This is a genomic window from Nocardioides nanhaiensis, from assembly GCF_039542785.1.
GTDB classification, from domain to species: domain Bacteria; phylum Actinomycetota; class Actinomycetes; order Propionibacteriales; family Nocardioidaceae; genus Nocardioides; species Nocardioides nanhaiensis.
The window spans coordinates 83187-102296 of sequence record NZ_BAABIM010000002.1; the positions used below are offsets into that span (position 1 = coordinate 83187).

27 protein-coding genes are annotated in these 19110 nt (G+C 72.3%); 20 read left to right on the forward strand and 7 right to left on the reverse strand.

From position 1 onward, the window contains the following. Window positions 1-66 precede the first annotated feature (66 nt). The 20 genes from ABD948_RS08535 to ABD948_RS08630 all read left to right on the forward strand — a co-directional run bounded on the left by ABD948_RS08535 (window position 67) and on the right by ABD948_RS08630 (window position 16402). Window positions 67-672, forward strand: a complete 606-nt coding sequence (locus tag ABD948_RS08535; protein ID WP_345264721.1) for a hypothetical protein — start codon at window positions 67-69, stop codon at window positions 670-672. 53 nt (window positions 673-725) lie between these two features. Continuing rightward, window positions 726-1499 carry an HK97 family phage prohead protease gene (locus ABD948_RS08540; protein ID WP_345264723.1) on the forward strand — a complete coding sequence of 258 codons (774 nt, stop codon included), beginning with the start codon at window positions 726-728 and terminating at the stop codon, window positions 1497-1499. A 77-nt stretch (window positions 1500-1576) separates the two neighbouring features. Next, a complete protein-coding gene (locus ABD948_RS08545) occupies window positions 1577-2953 on the forward strand; it encodes a phage major capsid family protein (protein WP_345264725.1) in 1377 nt (458 codons plus the stop codon). An 85-nt stretch (window positions 2954-3038) separates the two neighbouring features. Continuing rightward, window positions 3039-3425: a hypothetical protein gene (locus ABD948_RS08550; protein WP_345264727.1), complete on the forward strand. Its 387-nt coding sequence runs from the start codon at window positions 3039-3041 to the stop codon at window positions 3423-3425. Window positions 3426-3433: 8 nt separating this feature from the next. Continuing rightward, window positions 3434-3973, forward strand: a complete 540-nt coding sequence (locus tag ABD948_RS08555; protein ID WP_345264729.1) for a hypothetical protein — start codon at window positions 3434-3436, stop codon at window positions 3971-3973. Next, window positions 3970-4317: a hypothetical protein gene (locus tag ABD948_RS08560; RefSeq protein WP_345264731.1), complete on the forward strand. Its 348-nt coding sequence runs from the start codon at window positions 3970-3972 to the stop codon at window positions 4315-4317. Before ABD948_RS08555 ends, ABD948_RS08560 begins: the two co-directional genes overlap by 4 nt. Continuing rightward, window positions 4302-4598: a hypothetical protein gene (locus ABD948_RS08565; protein WP_345264733.1), complete on the forward strand. Its 297-nt coding sequence runs from the start codon at window positions 4302-4304 to the stop codon at window positions 4596-4598. The genes ABD948_RS08560 and ABD948_RS08565 overlap by 16 nt, the downstream gene beginning before the upstream one ends. Further along, the gene (locus ABD948_RS08570; protein WP_345264735.1) at window positions 4598-5011 is read left to right on the forward strand and encodes a hypothetical protein; all 414 of its coding nucleotides are present in this window, start codon (window positions 4598-4600) and stop codon (window positions 5009-5011) included. Before ABD948_RS08565 ends, ABD948_RS08570 begins: the two co-directional genes overlap by 1 nt. A 72-nt stretch (window positions 5012-5083) precedes the next feature. Beyond that, window positions 5084-5614, forward strand: coding sequence for a hypothetical protein (locus tag ABD948_RS08575; protein WP_345264737.1), 531 nt, complete (start codon window positions 5084-5086; stop codon window positions 5612-5614). Window positions 5615-5702: 88 nt separating this feature from the next. Beyond that, window positions 5703-5960, forward strand: a complete 258-nt coding sequence (locus ABD948_RS08580) for a hypothetical protein (protein WP_345264739.1) — start codon at window positions 5703-5705, stop codon at window positions 5958-5960. A 17-nt stretch (window positions 5961-5977) separates the two neighbouring features. Then, entirely contained in the window at window positions 5978-6292 is a 315-nt protein-coding gene (locus ABD948_RS08585) for a hypothetical protein (RefSeq protein ID WP_345264741.1), read from the forward strand. 38 nt (window positions 6293-6330) lie between these two features. Beyond that, a complete protein-coding gene (locus tag ABD948_RS08590) occupies window positions 6331-6666 on the forward strand; it encodes a hypothetical protein (RefSeq protein ID WP_345264743.1) in 336 nt (111 codons plus the stop codon). Window positions 6667-6689: 23 nt separating this feature from the next. Further along, window positions 6690-10472: a tape measure protein gene (locus ABD948_RS08595; RefSeq protein ID WP_345264745.1), complete on the forward strand. Its 3783-nt coding sequence runs from the start codon at window positions 6690-6692 to the stop codon at window positions 10470-10472. Window positions 10473-10597: 125 nt separating this feature from the next. Next, window positions 10598-11311, forward strand: a complete 714-nt coding sequence (locus ABD948_RS08600; protein ID WP_345264747.1) for a hypothetical protein — start codon at window positions 10598-10600, stop codon at window positions 11309-11311. Beyond that, window positions 11311-14304 carry a phage tail protein gene (locus ABD948_RS08605; RefSeq protein ID WP_345264749.1) on the forward strand — a complete coding sequence of 998 codons (2994 nt, stop codon included), beginning with the start codon at window positions 11311-11313 and terminating at the stop codon, window positions 14302-14304. Before ABD948_RS08600 ends, ABD948_RS08605 begins: the two co-directional genes overlap by 1 nt. Next, window positions 14304-14456 carry a hypothetical protein gene (locus ABD948_RS08610; RefSeq protein ID WP_345264751.1) on the forward strand — a complete coding sequence of 51 codons (153 nt, stop codon included), beginning with the start codon at window positions 14304-14306 and terminating at the stop codon, window positions 14454-14456. The genes ABD948_RS08605 and ABD948_RS08610 overlap by 1 nt, the downstream gene beginning before the upstream one ends. Then, on the forward strand, window positions 14453-14884 hold the full coding sequence (locus ABD948_RS08615) for a hypothetical protein (RefSeq protein ID WP_345264753.1): 432 nt from the start codon (window positions 14453-14455) through the stop codon (window positions 14882-14884). Before ABD948_RS08610 ends, ABD948_RS08615 begins: the two co-directional genes overlap by 4 nt. A 7-nt stretch (window positions 14885-14891) precedes the next feature. Further along, window positions 14892-15176 carry a hypothetical protein gene (locus ABD948_RS08620; RefSeq protein WP_345264755.1) on the forward strand — a complete coding sequence of 95 codons (285 nt, stop codon included), beginning with the start codon at window positions 14892-14894 and terminating at the stop codon, window positions 15174-15176. A gap of 78 nt (window positions 15177-15254) precedes the next feature. Then, the gene (locus ABD948_RS08625) at window positions 15255-16049 is read left to right on the forward strand and encodes an N-acetylmuramoyl-L-alanine amidase (RefSeq protein ID WP_345264757.1); all 795 of its coding nucleotides are present in this window, start codon (window positions 15255-15257) and stop codon (window positions 16047-16049) included. Window positions 16050-16084: 35 nt separating this feature from the next. Further along, window positions 16085-16402, forward strand: coding sequence for a hypothetical protein (locus ABD948_RS08630; RefSeq protein ID WP_345264759.1), 318 nt, complete (start codon window positions 16085-16087; stop codon window positions 16400-16402). Between the two features lie 75 nt (window positions 16403-16477). Here the strand turns inward: ABD948_RS08630 and ABD948_RS08635 are convergent, their stop codons facing one another. The 7 genes from ABD948_RS08635 to ABD948_RS08665 all read right to left on the reverse strand — a co-directional run bounded on the left by ABD948_RS08635 (window position 16478) and on the right by ABD948_RS08665 (window position 18996). Next, a complete protein-coding gene (locus ABD948_RS08635) occupies window positions 16478-16675 on the reverse strand; it encodes a hypothetical protein (protein WP_345264761.1) in 198 nt (65 codons plus the stop codon). Between the two features lie 207 nt (window positions 16676-16882). After that, window positions 16883-17101: a helix-turn-helix transcriptional regulator gene (locus tag ABD948_RS08640; RefSeq protein WP_345264763.1), complete on the reverse strand. Its 219-nt coding sequence runs from the start codon at window positions 17099-17101 to the stop codon at window positions 16883-16885. Between the two features lie 74 nt (window positions 17102-17175). Beyond that, window positions 17176-17331 (reverse strand): hypothetical protein, encoded by a 156-nt coding sequence (locus ABD948_RS08645; protein WP_345264765.1) that lies wholly within the window; start codon window positions 17329-17331, stop codon window positions 17176-17178. A 7-nt stretch (window positions 17332-17338) separates the two neighbouring features. Beyond that, complete coding sequence (locus tag ABD948_RS08650) at window positions 17339-17947, reverse strand: hypothetical protein (RefSeq protein WP_345264767.1); 609 nt, start codon at window positions 17945-17947, stop codon at window positions 17339-17341. A gap of 68 nt (window positions 17948-18015) precedes the next feature. Next, window positions 18016-18384: a hypothetical protein gene (locus ABD948_RS08655; RefSeq protein ID WP_345264769.1), complete on the reverse strand. Its 369-nt coding sequence runs from the start codon at window positions 18382-18384 to the stop codon at window positions 18016-18018. Window positions 18385-18487: 103 nt separating this feature from the next. Next, a complete protein-coding gene (locus tag ABD948_RS08660; RefSeq protein WP_345264771.1) occupies window positions 18488-18835 on the reverse strand; it encodes a hypothetical protein in 348 nt (115 codons plus the stop codon). Then, window positions 18832-18996 carry a hypothetical protein gene (locus ABD948_RS08665; RefSeq protein ID WP_345264773.1) on the reverse strand — a complete coding sequence of 55 codons (165 nt, stop codon included), beginning with the start codon at window positions 18994-18996 and terminating at the stop codon, window positions 18832-18834. The genes ABD948_RS08660 and ABD948_RS08665 overlap by 4 nt, the downstream gene beginning before the upstream one ends. Between the last annotated feature and the right edge of the window lie 114 nt (window positions 18997-19110).

The window sequence follows — 19110 nt, forward strand, 5'->3', positions numbered from 1 at the left end:
GCGGCCCGCCCCGACGACCACGGGACGATCCCGGCCGAGCGCGCGGCGGCCACCAACCGCCTCACCGTGTTCTGGGAACGGCAGGCATCCCGCCTCGCCGAACGCCTCGACCTCAAGGCGCTGCCGGACGTCACCACCGCCTTCGACCACGACGCCGAGGCGGCGGCGCTCCTGCCGGTCCTTCGCGCCACCATGCAGCGGCTAGCCGAGGTCGGGGCGTGGGACATCCTCGCCACCTACAACCCTGAGGCCGAGGGATGGTCGCCGGGGATGGTGGAGGCGTGGATCGCCAAGGCGGCAGAGACGAACGCGGGACGGTGGGCGACCGCCGTCGGTGACGGCCTAGCCGCCACCGTGGCCGACGACCCCGCCTCGGCCACCGACCGCCTCCGCGAGTTCCTGGGCAGCAACACGCTCGCCATCGCACTCGCCGGGGCGTTCATCACCGAGGCCGTCTCGTTCGGCCGCCACGATGCCGCCACGAAGTCCGGACTGCGGACCAAGACTTGGCGCGTCACGTCGACCAACCCCCGCGCCTCCCACGCAGCCCAGAACGGGGAGACGGTCGACATCGGGGACGTGTTCAGCAACGGCCTCCGGTGGCCCGGCGACCACTTCGGCACCCCCGACGACAACGCCGGATGTACCTGCCGCCTCGACTACGGCACGTAGTCACGCCCTGATCGTCTAACGATCGTGAACGAACGGAGAAGCATGTGACGACCATGACCAAGGCGGCCCGCGTGGTCGTCAAAGCCGTCGGGCCCACCGACCCCGCCACGAAGGCCGACGACGGCACCGGCCTCAACGCGGGCGAGTTCCGCGCGGTCGTGTCGGTGTTCGGCAACGTGGACGCCTACGGCGATGTCGTGATGGAGGGCGCGTTCAGCGACGTCCTGGCGGCCTACGCCGACCGCGGCGACCCGATCCCCGTCGTGTGGTCCCACGCATGGGCTGACGTGTTCGCCCACATCGGCCACGTCGAGCCGGGCAAGGCGCGCGAGACGCCCGAGGGCCTGGAGGTCATCGGCAAGCTCGACGTCGACTCCCCCGTGGAGGCCGCCGCCGCGTTCGCCCAGCAGGTCCACCGCCTGCTCGCGCAGAAGCGCATCGGCCAGTTCTCGTTCGCCTTCGACGTCGGCGACGCGGGCTGGGGCGTGCGCGGCGAGGGCGACGACCAGCGCGAGGTGTTCGAGCTGCGGAAGTTCAGCGCGCTGCACGAGGTCGGCCCGTGCCTCGTCGGCGTCAACCGCGACACCCGCCTCGACGACGTGAAGGCGGTCCGCGCGAACTACCCGCGGCCCGACCGCAAGGCCGACGACCCCGACGTCCCCGCGCCGGACGGTGACACCACCGAGCCGGCCCCCACCGACCCCCCGACGTCGCCGCCCGACGACGGGGCCACCGACGACACCGACACCGGCACCGCCGCCGGGTCGGCGAAGTCGCTCGACCCGCGGAGCGCCGCGCTCCTGGCGGACATCGCCGCGACCGTCTGACGGTCCCCGGCAGCACCACCGCACCACCGGCCCTCGCCACACGGCGGGGGCTTCGTCATTCCACGAAGGAGACACGCATGACCATCGCACTCGCGGCGCTCGAGAACGAGCGGAACGGCATCCTCGGCGAGGTCCGTGACCTCGCCGCCAAGGCCGAGGAGGCCGGTCGCGGCTTCACCGACGACGAGCAGGCGACCGTCACCGAGCGGCTCGCCAAGGCCGCCACGGTCAACGAGCAGATCACCAAGCTCAAGGCCGTCAGCGTGACCGCGGCCGAGGTCCACGACCTCATGAGCAAGGCCGACGCCGACGCCCTCAACGGCGACGTCCTCAAGGACGCCCGCCTCGGCTTCGGCGGCAAGGCCGTCTCGGTCGGGCAGCGGTTCACCGACTCCGACGGCTACAAGGCCCTCATGAGCGCCCACAACGGCCTCATCAACGAGTCGGCCAAGGGCATCAACATGCCCGCCGTCCAGATCGGCGGCTTCAAGGACCTGCTCACCGGGTCCAACCGCAACGGCGGCGCGGGCACCCTCGTCCAGACCGACAGCCTCGGCGTGGTCGAGTACCGCGAGCCCTACAAGGGCGGCATCCGCGACCTCGTGACCGTCGGCTCCACCGGCAGCGACAAGGTGGAGTACGCGCAGGTGATCCCGGAGGGCGTGACGGTCGACGGCCGCACCACCACCTCCAACGCCCGCGGCGTCTACGAGGCCGAGACGGAGAACCCCGTCGGCGAGAGCGTCACCCCCCGCCAGGCGGGCGTGAAGCCCAAGTCGAAGATGACGTTCCGCAAGCAGTCCGCGGACGTCATCACCGTCGCCCACTGGATGCCCGCCACCAAGCGGGCCCTGTCCGACGTGCGCCAGCTCCGGACGCTCATCGACGCGTTCCTCCGCACGGGCGTGGCGCGCGAGTTCGAGCGCCAGATGCTCGCGGGCGACAAGGCCAACCCGATCGACGCGCAGTACGAGGAGTTCGACGGCCTGCTCAACATGACGGGCGTCCAGAACACCCCGTGGCGCGGCAACGTCGTCAAGACCGCGCGGCGCATGATCCGGCAGGTGAAGGACGCGGGCGGCACCCTGACCGCCTTCGCCGTGTCCCCGGCCATCAACGAGGCGCTCGACAACCTCCAGGCCGCGGACGGCCGCTTCTACGGCGGCGGCCCGTTCAGCACCGGCCCGCAGACCCTGTGGGGTCGCCCGCGCGTCGAGGTCCCCGACCTCGGCGACGACGTGATCCTCGGCGGCGAGTGGTCGACGCTCGTCCTGTGGGACCGCGAGGACACCACCCTCACGGCCACCGACTCGCACGAGGACTTCTTCGTCCGCAACCTCGTGGCGGTCCTGGCCGAGGCCCGCGCGGCGTTCGGGTCGCTCAACCCGCAGCTCATGACCGTGGGCGAGGTCGTGGACCCGGAGGCCCCGCTCTACGACACGGCCGCCGCCTGATCCACCCCGCCCCCTGCCCGGCCGCCACCACGGCGGCCGGGCCCGGGGGTGGCCCCGACCACCCGCACGAACCGAAGGAGCAGCCATGCCGCCAGTCGTGATCGAGAACGGTGTCCGCGTGAACGTCGCGGACGCCGCGCGCTACGGGATCGCCCCCGAGCGCGTCGCCGCCGCGCACACCCGTGCCGTGCCCGCGCCCACCGCGCCCGCGCCGGACCCCGGCCCCGTGCCGCGTCCCCCGGCCCCCGAGCCGGCCCCCGACGGTGAGCCCGACGCCACCGACGCCACCGACGCCACCGACGCCACCGAGGACGGTTTCGCCGTTCTGACGGACGACGACGACGCCGACGGGCCCGAGGGCCACGACGACGCCGCCGACCCCGCAGACGACGCCAGCGATGCCGAGACGGCACCGGAGTCCGACGCCGCCCCGTCGCGGTCGCGGTCCCGGTCGCGGTCGCAGCGGAAGTAGGGGACGTCATGGCCGAGGAAACGCCCCCGCTGCTCACCCCGGCCGATGACCTCGCCACCAAGCTCGGCGTCGCCCCCACCGACGCCCGCCTCCTCGTCGCCCTCCGGTCCGCCTCCGCGCGGTTCCGGGGGGCGGTGCGGTGGCAGGTCCACCGGGTCACCGAGACGCTGGTCGTCAACGGCACCGGCACCCTCGACCTCGCCCTCCCCGCCCGCCACGTGACCGACGTCAGCGGCGTCCTGGTCAACGGGACGCCCGTGGCGGTCGATTGGGACGAGTACGGGCTGCTCAACCGCCGTGACGGCCGCCTGTGGCCCCGTCGCCGCCGGGCGGTCGAGGTCACCCTCACCTACGGCTACGACCCCATCCCCGACGACATCGCCGAGGCGGTGCAGGACCAGGCGGAGGCCGGGTACAACATCCTCCGCGGCCTGTCGTCCAAGCAGGTCGGCGGCATCACGCTCACCTTCGGGCAGAGCGAGGCCGTCGGGGTGTCCCAGGCGTGGGTCGACGCGGCCGACCGCTACCGGATCGGGGGCCGCGCATGATCTTCGGGCAGAGCATCGTCCGCATCCGTGCCGGGCAGCGCACCACCCGCGGCGGGGACACCGTGGAGGACTGGTCCCCCGAGGCCGTCACCCGGCGACTCATCGGCGGCGTGTCGGTCCAGCCCAACTTCCAGAACGAGGACACCGACAACGGCGGCAGCATCACCCGCGCCACCGGCTACCGCGTCCTGACCCCACCCGGCAAGGCACCCGACATCCGCTCAACCGACCGGATCGAGTACCGCGGCGAGGTCCACGCGGTCACGGGCGAGGTCGCCTACTGGCCCGACCCCCACGGCGCGGATCACATCGAGTTCACGATGACCGCATGGAAGGGGGCGTGACCATGTGGAAGGTCCAGCTCGACCGCGCAGGCGTCGGCGCGATCCTCCGCACCGGCGAGGTTCCGGCGGCCGTCAACGCCACCGCCGAGACGATCGCGTCGGGTGTCCGTTCACGGCTGCCCAGCGACGGCCTGGGGGACGTCGTGGTCGAGCGGTACACCACCGACCGCGGGGCCGCTGCCGTCGTGGTCCGCCACCCGCGCGCCGTCGGCCTCCAGGCCAAGTACGGCATCCTCACATCCGCCGCGTCGGCCGCCGGCCTCACCGTCCGGGGCCGCTGATGGCAACCGTGTTCGGCGATGGCGTGGCAGCCATCGCCAACGACCTCCGCGCCCGGTTGTCCGATCGTGGCGAGTCGTACGCCCAGGGCGTCACCGTCGCCACACGCACCCCCAGCGACCGCGAGCCGCACAACGGGCCCACGCCGCTAGTCGTGGTGTCCCAGGACGGCCCGGGGACGATCCAGCAGGCGGCCAACGCCCGGACCGTCATCCGGCTAGCGGTGTGGCACGCCACCGACGACGACGCCCACGACCTCGCGGCCCTCTGCCACGGCCTCGCCACCGACCACCGGGGCCCCGTCGTGCGCGCCGTCCTGCCCGGCACATCGGCCGTACGGGCGACCGACCCGGACACGGGCGAACCGATGGCGTGGGCCACCGTCCGCGCCCTGCTCGCCCCCCGGGTCGTCTGACCCACCGCACCACCCACAACCCAGGGCCTCGCCATCCGGCGGGGCCCTTCGTCATGACCAAAGGAGAACCGCATGAGCGGCAACGCAGAGAACGCCCGGCTGTGGGCGGACGCGGACGTCTACGTCGGCGAGAACCTGAGCGCCGAGGTCCCCGCGAGCGTGGACGCCGAGTTCGGCGCGACCTGGGGCCTCGTCGGCCTGCTGAACGGCGAGGACGGGATCACCGAGACGCGCGAGGAGGAGACGGGCGACCACTACGCCTGGGGCGGCATCCTCGTCCGCACGTCCCGGCGCAACTTCAAGCTCACCCGGAAGTTCTCGGCCCTGGAGGACAACGCGGTCACCCGCAAGCTCCTGTGGCCCGGGTCCGGCGCGGGCAAGATCATCGTGCCCCGCCCGGTGCCGGTGAAGGTCGCCTTCGAGACGCGCGACGGTGCCGCCGTCCGTCGCCTCATCACCGCCCGCCACGCGGTCATCACCGTGGACGGCGACATCACCGAGAACGAGTCGGACCTCACCAAGTACGAGCTGCTCGCCACCATCTACCCCAACGCGGCAGGCGAGCTGTTCATCGAGCAGAAGTCCGCGGCCCCGACCTCCTGACCTCGGGCCACACCGACCCCGGCCGGGCGCGTTTCCAGCGGTGGGCGCGCCCGGCCGGCTCTGCCCGCCCACACCGCTAGGAGCCGTCATGCCTGCCATCACCGTCACCGACGCCGACGTGCGCGCCGAACACGAGCGCCGCCACGGGCCCGACGTCGACCTCGATCCCGCCACCGCGCGGACCATCCGGCGCGACCTCGCCCAGGCGCAGGTCGACGCCCGCACGCCACCCGCCGAGCCATCGGCGGAGAAGGGGCCGGACCACCTCACGGTCACGGTCGAGATCACCCACGGGGACCGCGTGCTCGGGGTCACCCAGCAGCACGTCAACATCCCCACCACCTGAGAGGAACCCACACCGCTATGAGCAACCCCCGTAACGACAACCCCACCGTCGACTTCAACCTCGACAACTACCGCTCCGAGGTCGACCTCAAGCCGTTCGTGATCGTCCACGGCGGAACCCCGTTCAGCCTCACCCACCTCGACGAGCTCGACGGGTGGAAGGCCGCGGAGGCGTTCGCCGGAGGCGAGGCCGGGGCCGACGTCGAGGTCATCAAGCTCGCGCTGGGCGACGAGTTCCAGAAGTTCAAGGACACCGCCCGTCTGCGGCGCGGCCCCATGCAGGCACTCGTCAAGCGGTACCTGTCGCACTGCGGGATCGACACGGGAAACTGAGGAACCTCGTCCACACGGCCGCGCGCCACCCGCACGCGTTGAGAGCGGACTTCCGCCGGTTCTACGGCATCCCGTTCTCCGACGTCGTGCGGGGGCGCGTCCCGCTGGGCGAGGGCGTTTCCCTGTTCGTGGACCTGCTCCACAACCCCGAGTCGTCGGTCACCCGCGCCCTCAACGATGGCGAACGGCCCTGGCACATCGGGGATTACCTCACCGCTCACGTGTGGTCCGCCCTCACCGGCGAGAAGCACCCCGCGCTGCCCTCGAACACGAAGCGCGCGCACACCGACCCCAAGCGCCAGGCCGCCGTCAACCGCGCCCTGGATCGCAAGCGCGACCGCGAGCGGCGGATCGCTGAGGGGTCGCTCACCTAGCCCTACCCCGAGGGGAGCCGCACATGCAGACGATCGGTTACGCCGCGCTTCAGGTCATCCCGTCCATGAAGGGCGCGCGTGGCGTCATCGAGGGCGAGTTGAACGGCACCCTCGGGGCGGCAGGCGGGAAGGGCGGCAAGTCCTACGGCAACTCCTTCGCGGGCACCGTGGGCCGTTACGCCAAGCGGGCATCGGTGATCGCGGGCGGCATCATGACGGCCAAGGTCATCAAGGGCGGCGTCGACCGCGCCCTCAACATCGACGCCGCCCGCGGCAAGCTCGTCGGCCTCGGCCACGACGCCGCGAGCGTGGATCGCATCATGACCTCCGCCCTGGCGTCGGTGAAGGGCACCGCCTACGGCCTCGACGCCGCCGCGACCACCGCGGCCGGTGCGGTGGCTGCCGGTGTCCGCCCCGGCCAGGAACTCACCAAGTACCTCACCACGGCCGCCGACGCGGCCACCATCGCGGGCGTCTCGATGAACGAGATGGGCTCGATCATGAACAAGGTCGAGACGTCCCAGCGCGCGTACACCGCCGAACTCAACCAGCTCGCGGATCGCGGCATCCCGATCTACCAGTGGCTCCAGAAGGAGTACGGCGTCTCGGCCACCGCGCTGCGCGAAATGGTCGCGGCGGGCAAGGTCGACTCGGCCACGTTCAAGCGGGTCATCGACCAGAACATCGGCGGGGCGGCGCAGGCATCCGGCGACACCATGCGCGGCATGGCCGCCAACGTCGGCGCGGCCCTCTCCCGCATGGGTGCCTCCGTGGTGTCCGGCGCGTTCCCGGCGGTCAAGAACGGCCTAGCCGGGGTCATCACCGGGGTAGACGCCATCACGCCCCGCGTGACCGCGATGGCGACCGCCGCGGGCGCGGCCTTCATGGGCACCGTCGTCCCGGCCGTGTCCGCCGCGTGGACCTGGTTCACCGCCTACCTCTGGCCCGCGATCAGCGAGGGCGCGTCGGTCATCGGCGGCGCACTCGGCCCGGCCGTGGCAGGCATCCGCGACGCCCTCGGCGCGCTCGACGGCGACGGCGGCTCCGCGGCTGCCGCGATCGGCACCACCCTCGCCGGGGCCATCCGCACGGCCGCCGACGTCATCGCCACCGTCATCACGGTCACGGGCCAGGTGGTCGAGCTGTTCGTCCGGTGGCACAAGGTCACCGTCCCGCTCGCCGCCACCGTCCTCTCGATGGTCGCCGCCTACAAGACGTATCAGGCGGTCATGCGCGGCGTGATCGCCGTCAAGAAGTCCTACGCCGCGACCGTCGCCACGGTGCGGGCTGCCCAGCAGGCGTACGCCCTCGGCACCTACGGGATGGCCGCCGGGCAGAAGGGCCTCATGGCGACCACCGCCAACCTCGCCGGACGGCTCCGGACCGGCGTGGCGGCGATGGGGTCGTGGGTCGCCACCCAGGGTCGCGCTATCGCCATGAACGCCCGCTGGCAGGTCATGATGGCCAAGCAGTCGCTCGGCAACTTCATCTCGTCCATGCGGACCGGGATCGCCGTCATGCGGCTCTGGATCGTTGAGCAGGCGAAGGCAGCGGCGGCCGCGGTCGCCTCGGCCGCACGGTCCACCGCGGCCTGGGTCGCCCACACGGCCTCGATGGTGGCGTCCAAGGCTGCCGCCATCGCGTTCGCCGCCGGGCAGGCAATCGTCCGGGGCGCGGTCATCGCTGCCACGGCCGCCCAGTGGGCACTCAACGCCGCGCTGACCGCCAACCCCATCGGCATCGTCGTCGTAGCCGTCGCCGCACTCGTCGCCGGGATCGTCCTGCTGTGGAACAAGAACGAGGGCTTCCGCCGGGCGGTCACCGCCGCCTGGAACGGCATCAAGTCCATCGTGTCCGCGGCGGCGAAGGCGGTCGGGGCCGCGGTGACCGGGCTGCTCAACATCGTCGTCCGGTTCGCCAAGTTCACGCCGCTGGGCATGATCGTCCGCAACTGGAACGCCATCATGGGCTTCTTCGGGTCCATCCCGGGCAGGGTCAAGGGCGCGTTCTCCGCGGCAGGCACCTGGCTCCGCAAGGCGGGCGCGTCGGTCATCGCCGGGCTCCTCGCCGGCCTCGTCGGCGCGTGGCGCACGGTGTCGTCCTGGGTCGGTGGCATCGGCGGCAAGATCATCGGTGCCCTCTCGTCCGCCGGCTCCTGGCTCGTCAACGCGGGCCGCGCGACCATGACCGGCCTCCGTAACGGCATCAGCGGCGCGTGGTCGACCGTCACGTCCTGGCTGTCCGGCATCCCGGGCAAGGTCAAGGGCGCGTTGTCCGGCGCGGGCTCGTGGCTCATCAGTGCCGGTGCCGACGTCATCCGCGGCTTCACGTCGGGTATTCGCAGCATGGCGGGCTCGATCGTGAGCACGATCAAGACGTACGTCACCGACAAGCTCCCCGGGGTCGTCAAGAAGGCGCTGGGGATCGCGTCGCCGTCCAAGGTGTTCCGTCGCCTCGGCCGGTGGCTGCCCATCGGCCTCGCCGTCGGCATCCGGTCCACCGCCTCCGCGGCCACCAAGGCGCTCAAGGCAGTCACGGACCGGATCGCCAAGGCGTCGGAGTCGGCGGTCAAGCGCGAGGCGAACCGCATCTACCGGGCACGCCAGCGGGCCGGTGCCAAGATCACCAAGACCGAGGCGACCCGGCTGGCGAAGGCGAGTCGGGCGGCACGGGCGCAGCAGGCGAAGGCCGCGCGGCTGCTCGTGCGCGACCAGGACCGGCGCACCAAGTCGATCTGGAAGGGTCGCCCCGCCGGGGCGGCCACCGACCGCCTGCTCCGCAACATCAACTCCAACGGCGGCTTCCGTCGCGGCGCGCGGATTCAGACGGCCACGATTGCCGACTTCGCCCGGGCCCGGGAGGTACTCACCACCCGGCTCAAGAAGGCGCAGGATCGCCTGGCTAACGCCGTCGCCCTCCGCGACGACTTCAAGCGGTCGGTCGTGGAGAACGTGCGTTCCTACACGTCCCTCATGAACGCCGAGGGCAAGGTCAACGTCTACGGCTTCCTCCAGAAGGTGACGTCAGCGGACATCGTGGCCTCCATGCGCGACCGCCTCGCGGTGGTGCAGAAGTTCACGACCGATATGGCAACCCTGCTCCGGTCCGGGCTCAACCAGCAGACCTACCGGGAACTGGTCGAGGCGGGGCCGGAGGCAGCGTCGGACTACGCCGCCGCCCTGGTGGCCGGTGGGTCGACGGCGGTCGCGGAGGTCAACGGGCTCAACGCCCAGATCAACGCGGCAGCCAACACCCTCGGCACGTCGTCCTCGTCGACCCTGTTCCAGGCCGGTGTGAACGCCGCGCAGGGGTTGGTCAAGGGCATCGAGTCCCAGATCAACCGCATCAACAAGGCGGCCAAGCGGGTAGCCAACCAGCTCGCCCGCGCGATCAAGAAGGCGCTCGGCATCCGGTCGCCGTCCCGCGTCCTGGCACTCATCGGACGGTGGGTGCCCGCCGGCCTCGCCGTCGGCATGGGCGCGGCGTCCCGGGTCCGGCAGGTCACCGCCGCTGGTGCCGCCCTGGCGGCCGACGCGGCAGCCGGTGTCCGTTCCCGCCTCGGCGACGTCGAGCGGGCGTCTACGGCCGTCAGCAACGCGCTCACGTTCACCGACGACGGCCCCACCCCGTCCCTGCCCGACGTCCGTCCCCCCTGGGGCGGCGACGGCCCGGGGGCATCCGGTGGTGGCGCGTACGGCGGGCCGCGCGTGGTGGTCGAGCAGACGATCCACAACCCGCAGGCGGAGCCCACGAGCAAGACCGTGGACGCCGCCGCCCGGACCCTCGGAATGGTAGGTGCGCTGTGAGCATGGGGACGTACACCCTCGATGGGGTTCCCCTCGATGACCCCGCGGGCCGGTGGGCGGTGAGCGACAAGACGTTGCTCCCCGGCCTACCGGCCCCGGTGGTCCCGTCGGTCACGATCCCCGGCGTGCATGGGACGGCCCCGTTGCCGCCCACCGTGCGCGCCGCGGGGTCGCACACCGTCGGCCTCATCGTCACCGACAACACCGAGGGCGGGGTGTCGGGTGGGCACCAGCAGCTCCGGGCCAACCTCGAACGCCTCTGGGCCCTGGCCGCCCCCCTCGGGCGGCTGCCGGAGTTGCGGTACTACCCGACCGGGGACGCCTACTACCGGACCGTAGCCGCGCGACTCCTTGCCGCGGTGGAACCGGAGATGTTCGACCCGTTCACCGCCGAGCTCGTGCTGCCGTTCGACCTGCCGACCGTGTTCTGGCGTGACGCCGACGCCCGCGAGAACGTGTCGACCTCGACGTCCTCGTGGTCGATCACGAACGCCGCCAACCTCGCGGGCACAACGGGCTCCATCACTGATCCCGTGTTCATGGTCCCGGGCCCGGTGGCGTCGGTGGTCGTCACCGACGCCACCACGGGCCGCTCGGTGCGGTGGTCCGGCGCGACCATCCCCAGCGGCTCATCCCTCCGCATCGAGCCCGGCATCCTCGCGGCCTACCGCGTGACCGGCACGGCATGGACCGGCGGCACCGACGTATCCGGCGGCCTGTCGGTCGGCCCCAACGGCTTCGACCTCAACCCCAACACCAACCAGCGGATCGGGTGGACCCTCACGCGCACGGGCGGCGCGGGGGTGAACACCTGCCGCGCTAGGAGGGCCTTCCTGTGATGCACCTGCGCCTCGTCGCCTACACGCCGCTCGGCGCACAGATCGGTGTCCTCCCCGACTCCCTCAACTACACCGCCACGATCCCCTTCGGCGCAGACCTGCCCACGCTCAAGGTCGGCTACACGAAGGCCGGCCGCCGCTCCGACGTCCTCGAAGCCCTGCCGGAGATTGCGGTGGAGCGGTGGGACGCGGCGGCGGGGACGTGGGTGGAGCCCGACGACGCCCGCTTCCTCGTCGTCAAGCGCGCCTGGAACTCCAAGGACGACGGCGGGCAGGCACGGAGCTACGACGCCATCCACCTCGGCTGGCTCGCCCGCAAGGCACGCGTGTGGACCGGCGGCAACATGAACAGCGAGGGCAAGCGTCAGTTCAATGCCGCCAACCCCGGGACGATCGTCGGCACCATCTTTGACGACGCCCGGGGCCGCGGATGGGGCCCCGGCCTCGCGCGCTCCTTCAACGCCACCACCGACTCGGCCGGGCAGCCGTGGGCCCACGAGGTCACGCTCGCCTTCGAGCCGTCCGCCGACCTCGACTCGGTGCTCAAGGCGGTCGTGGACCAGGGGCTCGCGGAGTTGTCGTGGACCGGCCGCACCCTCAACCTCTACAACCCCGACACCGCCCTCGCCCGCGACCTCACCACCGGCACCGCGCCCGTGTGGGTGCGCCACACCGACGGCGTGACCTCGGCCCCCGAGGAAGGGTCGATCGAGGACCTCGTGACGTTCGCGCGCCTCACCGGCGACGCGGGCGGGGTGTGGGACGTGTCCAACCCCGCCGCGGTGCAGACCTACGGCCGCCTCGAGGGATACGTCACCCAGAGCGGCGTGACCGACGAGGGAACGGCCGCCCTGCTCATCGAGCAGGAGCTGGCGGCAGGTGCGAGCGAGCGGACGCAGTACACGCGCGAGTGGCACGCCGCTGCCGCCACCGTCGTGCCGTGGCAGCACTACCGCCCCGGCGACTGGGCCTTCTTCGACCGCGAGGACAACGGGACGCTCATCCGCGACCGCGCCCGCGTGGCCCAGGTGTCGGTGACCTACGACGCCGAGGGCGTGTCGGGCCACACCACCCTCGGCACCCGCCTGGACGACTTGCTCGCCCGCCTCGCGCGGCGTACGGCCAACGTCACGGGCGGGGCGTCCAGCGGCGGCGCTGGCGGCACCCCGAGCCCGCCCACGCCAGACGGCCCCGACTCCCGCGCCCCCGCGGCCGTGGACGGCCTGGTCGTCAGCACGACGGCCTACGCCGACACCGACGGCCAGCCCCGCGCCCGCGTGGCCCTCGATTGGGCCGACGTCACCACCGACGCCGAGGGCGTCCTGCTCGGCGTGCGCGGCTACGAGGTCTGGCAGCGAGGGCCGGACGGCACCTGGACCCTCGCGGCCACCGTCACCGACTCCCAGCACGCGGTGTCCCCGCTGCCGACCAACACCGCCCACACGTTCCGGGTGCGCGCGGTGTCGGACAACTACGTCACCGGCCCCTGGTCGACGGAGCGGACGATCACCACCGCCCGCTACCTCGCCCCGCCCCCGCGGCCGTCGGCACCGGGCGTCACCGTGCGCCTCGGTGTCGTCACCGTCGCCTGGGACGGTCGCACGTCGACCGGGGCCACCATGCCCGCCACCCTCGCGCACGTGCGCGTGCTGGTCGACGGGGTGATCCGCGACCGCCTCGACGGGCCGGACGCCCGGGCGGTCATCACCGGCCTGACCTACAACATGGCCGCCTCGATCACCCTCGTTGCCGTGGACCGTGCGGGCAACGTTTCGACGGCCTCGGCAGCGGTCGCGGCGACCCCACGCCCGCTGGTCAACGGCGACCTCGGCGCGGGCTCGGTCACGGTCCTCACCCTGGCTACCAACTCCGTCACCGCGGACGCCATCGCGGGCGGTGCCATTGACGGCATCGTCATCACCGGCACGACCGTCCGCACCGCCGCTAGCGGCCAGCGCGTGGAACTCGACGCCCGCGGCCTCTCGGCCTACCCGTCGAGCGGGGCGGCACGCACCACCATCTCGGCCGCCACCGGCCGCCTCACGGCGGTAGACGCCGACATCAACGGCACCGTGACCGCTGGCAACGCCTCGGGTAACCGGGTCCGCCTCGGCGAGGACCTGTCCTACGGCGGCGGCGTCCTGGACTTCCTGCGCAGCAACGGGTCCCTCATGGGCCAGTTGTCGTCGTGGGAGCCGGGCGGCGTCCGCCTCGCCGGAGCCAACCGCACCATCATGGCCGTTGACGAGGGCAACGGCGGCACCGCCATCTGGCTCGACCTCACCACCCCCGGCTACGGCATGAACCTCATCAGCGAGGACGGGCTAATGGTCGGCATCTCGGGCGGCGCGGCCGTCCTCGACGCCCCCCTGTTCCGCTTCCAGGGCGGGGCGCTCGACATCACGCGTGAGGTCGTCAACGCGCGGCCGAGCGGAGGGATGACCTTCAACCCCGGAGGTCAGTTCCTGCTGACCCCATCCGTCCACGCCCTCATCTACGCCGGGGGCGTGTTCCAGGTGCGGACCGGCGGCGCGAACTCCAACTCGATCGACGCCGACGGCAACGGCAACGTCTACTTCCGTCGCCACTCCACCAACAGCGGCTCGGCGAACGTGCAGATGGGTGCGGGCGGCCAGATCTTCCGCATTACGTCGCGGCGCGATTCCAAGCTGCTCATCGAGCCCATCCCGACCGAGCGGCTCATGCGGCTGCTCGATGTCCCGATGGTGTCCTGGTTCGACCGCGTGGCCGCCGAGACGCTCGCCGCCGAGTTGGCGGGCGAGGACGACGTGCCCGAGAACCAGACGCCCATGCTCCGCATCCCCGGCCTCGTGGCCGAGGACGTCGAGGCGACCGGCCTGACGGAGTTCGTCATCTACGACCAGGACGGCGACACCCAGGGCCTCGCCTACGACCGCATCGGCGTCGCCCTCATCCCCCTCGTGCGCGACCTCTACGCGCGCGTCGCATCCCTCGAAGAAAGGAACGCGTGATGAACCAGCAGCCGAACGAGATCGCGGTCGACCCCTCCCGGGTGATCGCCGCACTCCGCGAGCAGGTGGCACAGCTCTCGGTGAACCTCGCCATGCAGACGGCCCGCGCAGAGCAGGCGGAGGCCGCCATCGCCGAGCAGGCGGAGGGGTGAACCTGCCGCGCGCGGTGTCCCGCGCGTTCCGCCGCGTCCGCGAGCCCCGGGTCGAGCGGTTCATCATGCTCGCCACCTACCTGCTCGCCCTCATGATGGGCGTCTCGGCCTGGTTCAATCCGCCGTCCTCCATCGAGGGCACGATCGGCGTCGCCCTCACGTCGGCGTGGGCAATCCTGCTCATGGTGTGCGGCGGCTTCGGCGCGGCCGGTGTCCTGCCGGGCCTGTGGTGGGCCGAACGGGTCGCCACCAAGGCGGGCATGACCGGGGCAGCCATCTACGCGGCGGTCGTCGCCTACCTCCACTTCGACGGCCCCGGCAACCGGCTGCCGCAGTTCGGGGCCATCGCCATCGTCGTCCTCGTGTTCATCGGACGCGCCTACAAGGTGCGGGGGATCAACTACGAGCCGCGCCCAGAAAAGGAGTGAGCCCCGCATGACGACGATCCAGGCTGTTGTCACCATCCTGGCCGCCCTCGGCGTCGGCACGATCCTGCCCGAGATTGCCCGCGCGATCATCGGCTACGTCAACAACCGCCGTCCGCAGGAGCAGCGCGAGAACAACCGCCTGCGCCGGGAGCGGGACGCGGCCGAGGCCAACGCGCGCATCGCCCGCGAGCACGCCTCGATCGTGCGGCGGATCGCCATTGACAACGGCGTGGACCCCGAGCGGTTCCCGCCGTTCCCACGGTCGGCACACCCCCCCCACCCGCCCAACTGACCAACCCGCAACACCACACCAGACGGCCCTCGCCCACACCGGGCGGGGGCCGTCGTCGTCCCCAAGGGAGAACACCGCATGAGCCTCAACATCCTGCCCCGGTCGGCGTGGACGTCGACCCGCAACGGCCGCGCCGGGCGGCCCCTGTCCAAGTCCCGTGTGGTCGGGATCGCCTGCCACTACCCGGCCGCGGGCAACGTCCGCCTCGCCGGCCTCAGCCAGTCGGCGGTCGCCAACCGCCTCCGCGGCTGGCGCTCCTACCACGTGTCCAAGGGCTGGGCGGACATCGGCTACAACTTCGCCCTCGACGGCTCCGGCCGGGTGTGGGACCTCACCGGCTTCAACGTCGGCGCGCACGCCGGGACCATCGGCAACCCCTCGCGCGTCGGCGTTCTGTTCGTCCTCGGCAACGACGAGGAGCCGCCGGAGGCGATGGTCGACGCCTTCCGCGAGCTGCGTGCCCACATCCGCCGGACGTTCCCGTCCGCCAACCTCGTGCAGGGGCACCAGCAGGTGCCGGGCAACTCCACCGCCTGCCCGGGCAAGCCGGTCATGCGCGCGATCACCAGCGGCCGGCTCACGGCCGCCCACGCCGCCACCCCGCCGAAGCCGCAGCCGGTGGACAACCGCCCCTCGGTGTCGGTCAAGCGCCTCCGTCGGGCGGCCACCGTCGCGGGGTGGACCCGCGGGCTGGTCAAGCGCACCCGGCGCGAGCGGAACCGCGTCCGCCGCGCGCTGCGCGCCGAGGGCTGCAAGAACTACGCGGCCTGGCAGCGCAAGCTCGGCTACAAGGGCCGCGACGCCAACGGCGTGCCCGGCCGCGTGTCCCTCGCCCGCCTGGGCGACCGCTACGGCTTCCGCGTCGTCGCGTGACCACCACCCCCACCCACCGCAAGGGAGAACACCGCATGACCGCACCGACCCAGACCGCCTACCCGTGGCGGGCCACCGTCCGGACCGTCTTCGCTGCCGTCGTCGGCATCGCCGCCGTGTGGGGCCTCGTCATCGAGGCCGCGGGCGTCGACCCGTCCCTCCCCGTCGTGGCGACGTCGATCGCCGTCGCGGGCGCGATCACCCGTGTCCTGGCCCTGCCGGGCGTGGACGACCTGCTCGCCCGCCTCGTGCCGTGGCTGGCCACCGAGCCGCCGTCGGACGAGGACCCCGCCTACGAGTACGACGCGGACGACGTGGCCGACGGTCACGAGCACGGCACCGCCGTCGTCTGACGCCCGCTGACGGACTAACGCCCCCCATCCGGCCCATGTGGTCGGGTGGGGGGCGTTTCGTCGTTTCTGGCGCGCCTAGCGGTGGGGGTTGAAGCCCATCCGCCGCAGGTTGGCGATGGCGTTCTTGCGCCAGCGGTAGTCGCTTGGCGTCTTGGCCAGGGTCGTCCACTCCCCCGTGCGCTTGTTGGTCACCCGCACGTGCGCGCCGTGTGGCACCGCCTCGAAGCCCTGTCGCGCCGCTGCCTTGACGAGTTGCCGAACGTCCTTGTCCACGATGCTGCCTCCCGATCGGATCGCTTGCTGACGATCTCGAAAGTACACGGGTAGCCGTGCATACCGTAGACGCCACGCCCACTTTCTTTAGACGATTGGAGGAAGTCGTGCGGGCGCACGACAACGCCCCCGGGGGCCACACTCCAGAAGGAGACCTACAAGTGTCAGCAAGCAGGGGCCACGCCGGGGGCGTCGTCGGGTCCGACCCTAGTCGGAGTCCGGGGGTGTTGCGAATGGTGCCAACCGCGACGGCCGCGCCGCGTTCCAGCGGTCGATCGTCTCGGGCAGCCAGCCGACGAGCCGCGCCCCGATCTGGGCGTCCGGCTCGGGCAGCGTGTAGCGGTTGAGGGTGTCGGGCTTGACCCCGATCCGTTCGGCGACCTCGGGGCGGCTCAGGTATCGCTTCGGCGTCTTGCGTGGCGGCATGGGCCGATCCTTCCCGGGGACGTTGTGCGAGGGCAACGGGGGCCGCCGGGCGGTGGTCCGACGGCCCCCGGGGATCACCCGCGGTCCAGGGTGAAGTCCGCGTCGTCCAGGGGCAGCTCGCGCGACCAGTACTCGTACCCGGCCGAGGACAGCCCCATCGGGTGATCGAGGTCGACGTGCTCGGCGTCGAGGTCGTCGGTGTCGAGGTGGCCGGTGACGTTGATCTTCACGGCGCGATCAGCCCTTCGCCTTGGCGGCGTCACGGGCGGCCTTCTCGGCCTTCGTCCGCACGTCGCGGCAGGGGCGGCACTCGACGGCGCGGTGCCCGTCCTTGCCGACCGTGGGGAACTTCTTGACCGGCAGCGTCTCGCCGCACGTCCCCTCGCACTTGTGGGTGTCGCCCTTGACCTCGAACGATCCCACCTTGGTGCGGGCGGGCGCGTCCTTCTTCGCCGCGGGCTTGGCTGCCGCCTTCTTCGCGGCGGGCTTGTCGGCCCCCTTGGTCGCGCCGGCCTTCTTGTCGGCGGCGGGCTTGGCAGCGGCGGCGGGCTTCGCGGCGGCCTTCTTCTCGGCGGCGGGCTTGGCGGTGTCGGTGGCGGTCATGCTCTGCTCCTTCGTGGGGTTGCCCTGGCGGGCGATGGCGGTGCGGACGTCGAACATGCGAGGCGAGCAGCACGTGGCCCGCGTCGCGTCGGTGAGGGCGTCGGGGTCGACACGCTCGGCCGGGATGGTGGTCGCCGTGCGTGGGATGTGCTCGCAGGTCGTCCGGTGGACGCGGCCGATCGTGGCCTTGCCCGTCGGCGCGGTGTAGACGAGCTCCACCTGCTCGGCGGCGGTGGCGGTCATGCGGTTCCTTCCTTCCGGGGTGGGGCCGGGGGCGACGTGACGCCGCCCCCGGCGGGGGTGTGGGTGGCTCAGCGGCGCATCAGCAACTCGCGGGCACCGGCGAGGAAGCCGTCGTGCCGGGCGCGGCGGGCGTCGTTGCCCCGGCCGCTCCACGTGTCGTCCGCGCCGCTGAGGATGAGGTCGCGCAGGTAGGTGCGGGCGGCCTCGACCACCTCGGGGTGCGTCGGGTCGTGGCGCAGGTGGTCGGCGGCGTTCCGCAGGGTGTTGCGGTAGGCGATCCGGGCGGACGCCATGCCCTCCGCGTTGGCGACGAGCAGGGCGGCCTCGGCGATGTCGGTGGCGCTCGCCCGCTCGTTGCAGAGGCCGATGACGCGGGCGCGTGCCGTCTCGACGTTGGCGAGGATCGTCGCGTCGGTGGTGTCGTGGGTGAGGTTCATGATGGCTCCTTCGTTGGACGGTGTTTCCTGCTTGCTGACGTCACAGACGCTAAGTGCTGGCGTCCATAGAAGCCAGCCCGCGCGGCTATTTTCTTTGGACGACCTAGGCGGCCGTCTGCGCGGCGTGCGCGGCGTGGGCGGCCACGGGGTCCGCCGCGGTGCCGGACGCGCCACAGGAACACCGCCACGCGTCCCCGGCGACCCGGGCACGGTGGTCGGACGCGCCACCCCATGCCGTCGCCCCGGCGTCGACCCGCTCGGCCTTCCACGACCGGCCGGTGTCGAGCAGGTAGCGGCGGCAGCCGGACGCGTACACCGCGCCCTCGGCGAGCCGGTGGCGGCTCTGCACGGCCTCGCACGCGGCGATGGCGGCGGCCAGCTCGTCGGGCCGGGTGGCCGGGTCGAGGGTGGCGACGTGGAGCCGCACGAACGGCGGGCGCATCTTGCTCATCGGGCGACCCCCGCCACGCGGACAACGAGGGCCCCGTCGGCGGCGTAGACGCCCCACGTACGGCCGTCTGCCCGCAGGGGGCGGACCGCGCCGACGACGACGGGACGGTTGCGGTGGTCGCGGATGGTGTCACCCTTGGCGAGGGGGGCGGTGTAGTTCATCGGGGGCTCCTTCGGTGTGGCTTGCTGACACCACAGAACTTACACGGCTACCCGTGCATCGCCAAGACGAACGGCCACACCGCCTAGACGGTGTGGCCGCTCGGCTACCCGGCG

Bases quoted from the DNA above. Each gene is read 5' to 3' on its own strand.
- ABD948_RS08585 (WP_345264741.1), top strand. From the start codon at position 5,978: ATGAGCAACCCCCGTAACGACAACCCCACCGTCGACTTCAACCTCGAC.
- ABD948_RS08540 (WP_345264723.1), top strand. From the start codon at position 726: ATGACCAAGGCGGCCCGCGTGGTCGTCAAAGCCGTCGGGCCCACCGAC.
- ABD948_RS08625 (WP_345264757.1), top strand. From the start codon at position 15,255: ATGAGCCTCAACATCCTGCCCCGGTCGGCGTGGACGTCGACCCGCAAC.
- ABD948_RS08580 (WP_345264739.1), top strand. From the start codon at position 5,703: ATGCCTGCCATCACCGTCACCGACGCCGACGTGCGCGCCGAACACGAG.
- ABD948_RS08595 (WP_345264745.1), top strand. From the start codon at position 6,690: ATGCAGACGATCGGTTACGCCGCGCTTCAGGTCATCCCGTCCATGAAG.
- ABD948_RS08575 (WP_345264737.1), top strand. From the start codon at position 5,084: ATGAGCGGCAACGCAGAGAACGCCCGGCTGTGGGCGGACGCGGACGTC.
- ABD948_RS08605 (WP_345264749.1), top strand. From the start codon at position 11,311: ATGCACCTGCGCCTCGTCGCCTACACGCCGCTCGGCGCACAGATCGGT.
- ABD948_RS08545 (WP_345264725.1), top strand. From the start codon at position 1,577: ATGACCATCGCACTCGCGGCGCTCGAGAACGAGCGGAACGGCATCCTC.
- ABD948_RS08630 (WP_345264759.1), top strand. From the start codon at position 16,085: ATGACCGCACCGACCCAGACCGCCTACCCGTGGCGGGCCACCGTCCGG.
- ABD948_RS08565 (WP_345264733.1), top strand. From the start codon at position 4,302: ATGGAAGGGGGCGTGACCATGTGGAAGGTCCAGCTCGACCGCGCAGGC.
- ABD948_RS08665 (WP_345264773.1), bottom strand. From the start codon at position 18,996: ATGAACTACACCGCCCCCCTCGCCAAGGGTGACACCATCCGCGACCAC.
- ABD948_RS08650 (WP_345264767.1), bottom strand. From the start codon at position 17,947: ATGACCGCCACCGCCGCCGAGCAGGTGGAGCTCGTCTACACCGCGCCG.
- ABD948_RS08550 (WP_345264727.1), top strand. From the start codon at position 3,039: ATGCCGCCAGTCGTGATCGAGAACGGTGTCCGCGTGAACGTCGCGGAC.
- ABD948_RS08655 (WP_345264769.1), bottom strand. From the start codon at position 18,384: ATGAACCTCACCCACGACACCACCGACGCGACGATCCTCGCCAACGTC.
- ABD948_RS08610 (WP_345264751.1), top strand. From the start codon at position 14,304: ATGAACCAGCAGCCGAACGAGATCGCGGTCGACCCCTCCCGGGTGATC.
- ABD948_RS08640 (WP_345264763.1), bottom strand. From the start codon at position 17,101: ATGCCGCCACGCAAGACGCCGAAGCGATACCTGAGCCGCCCCGAGGTC.
- ABD948_RS08620 (WP_345264755.1), top strand. From the start codon at position 14,892: ATGACGACGATCCAGGCTGTTGTCACCATCCTGGCCGCCCTCGGCGTC.
- ABD948_RS08660 (WP_345264771.1), bottom strand. From the start codon at position 18,835: ATGAGCAAGATGCGCCCGCCGTTCGTGCGGCTCCACGTCGCCACCCTC.
- ABD948_RS08555 (WP_345264729.1), top strand. From the start codon at position 3,434: ATGGCCGAGGAAACGCCCCCGCTGCTCACCCCGGCCGATGACCTCGCC.
- ABD948_RS08560 (WP_345264731.1), top strand. From the start codon at position 3,970: ATGATCTTCGGGCAGAGCATCGTCCGCATCCGTGCCGGGCAGCGCACC.
- ABD948_RS08570 (WP_345264735.1), top strand. From the start codon at position 4,598: ATGGCAACCGTGTTCGGCGATGGCGTGGCAGCCATCGCCAACGACCTC.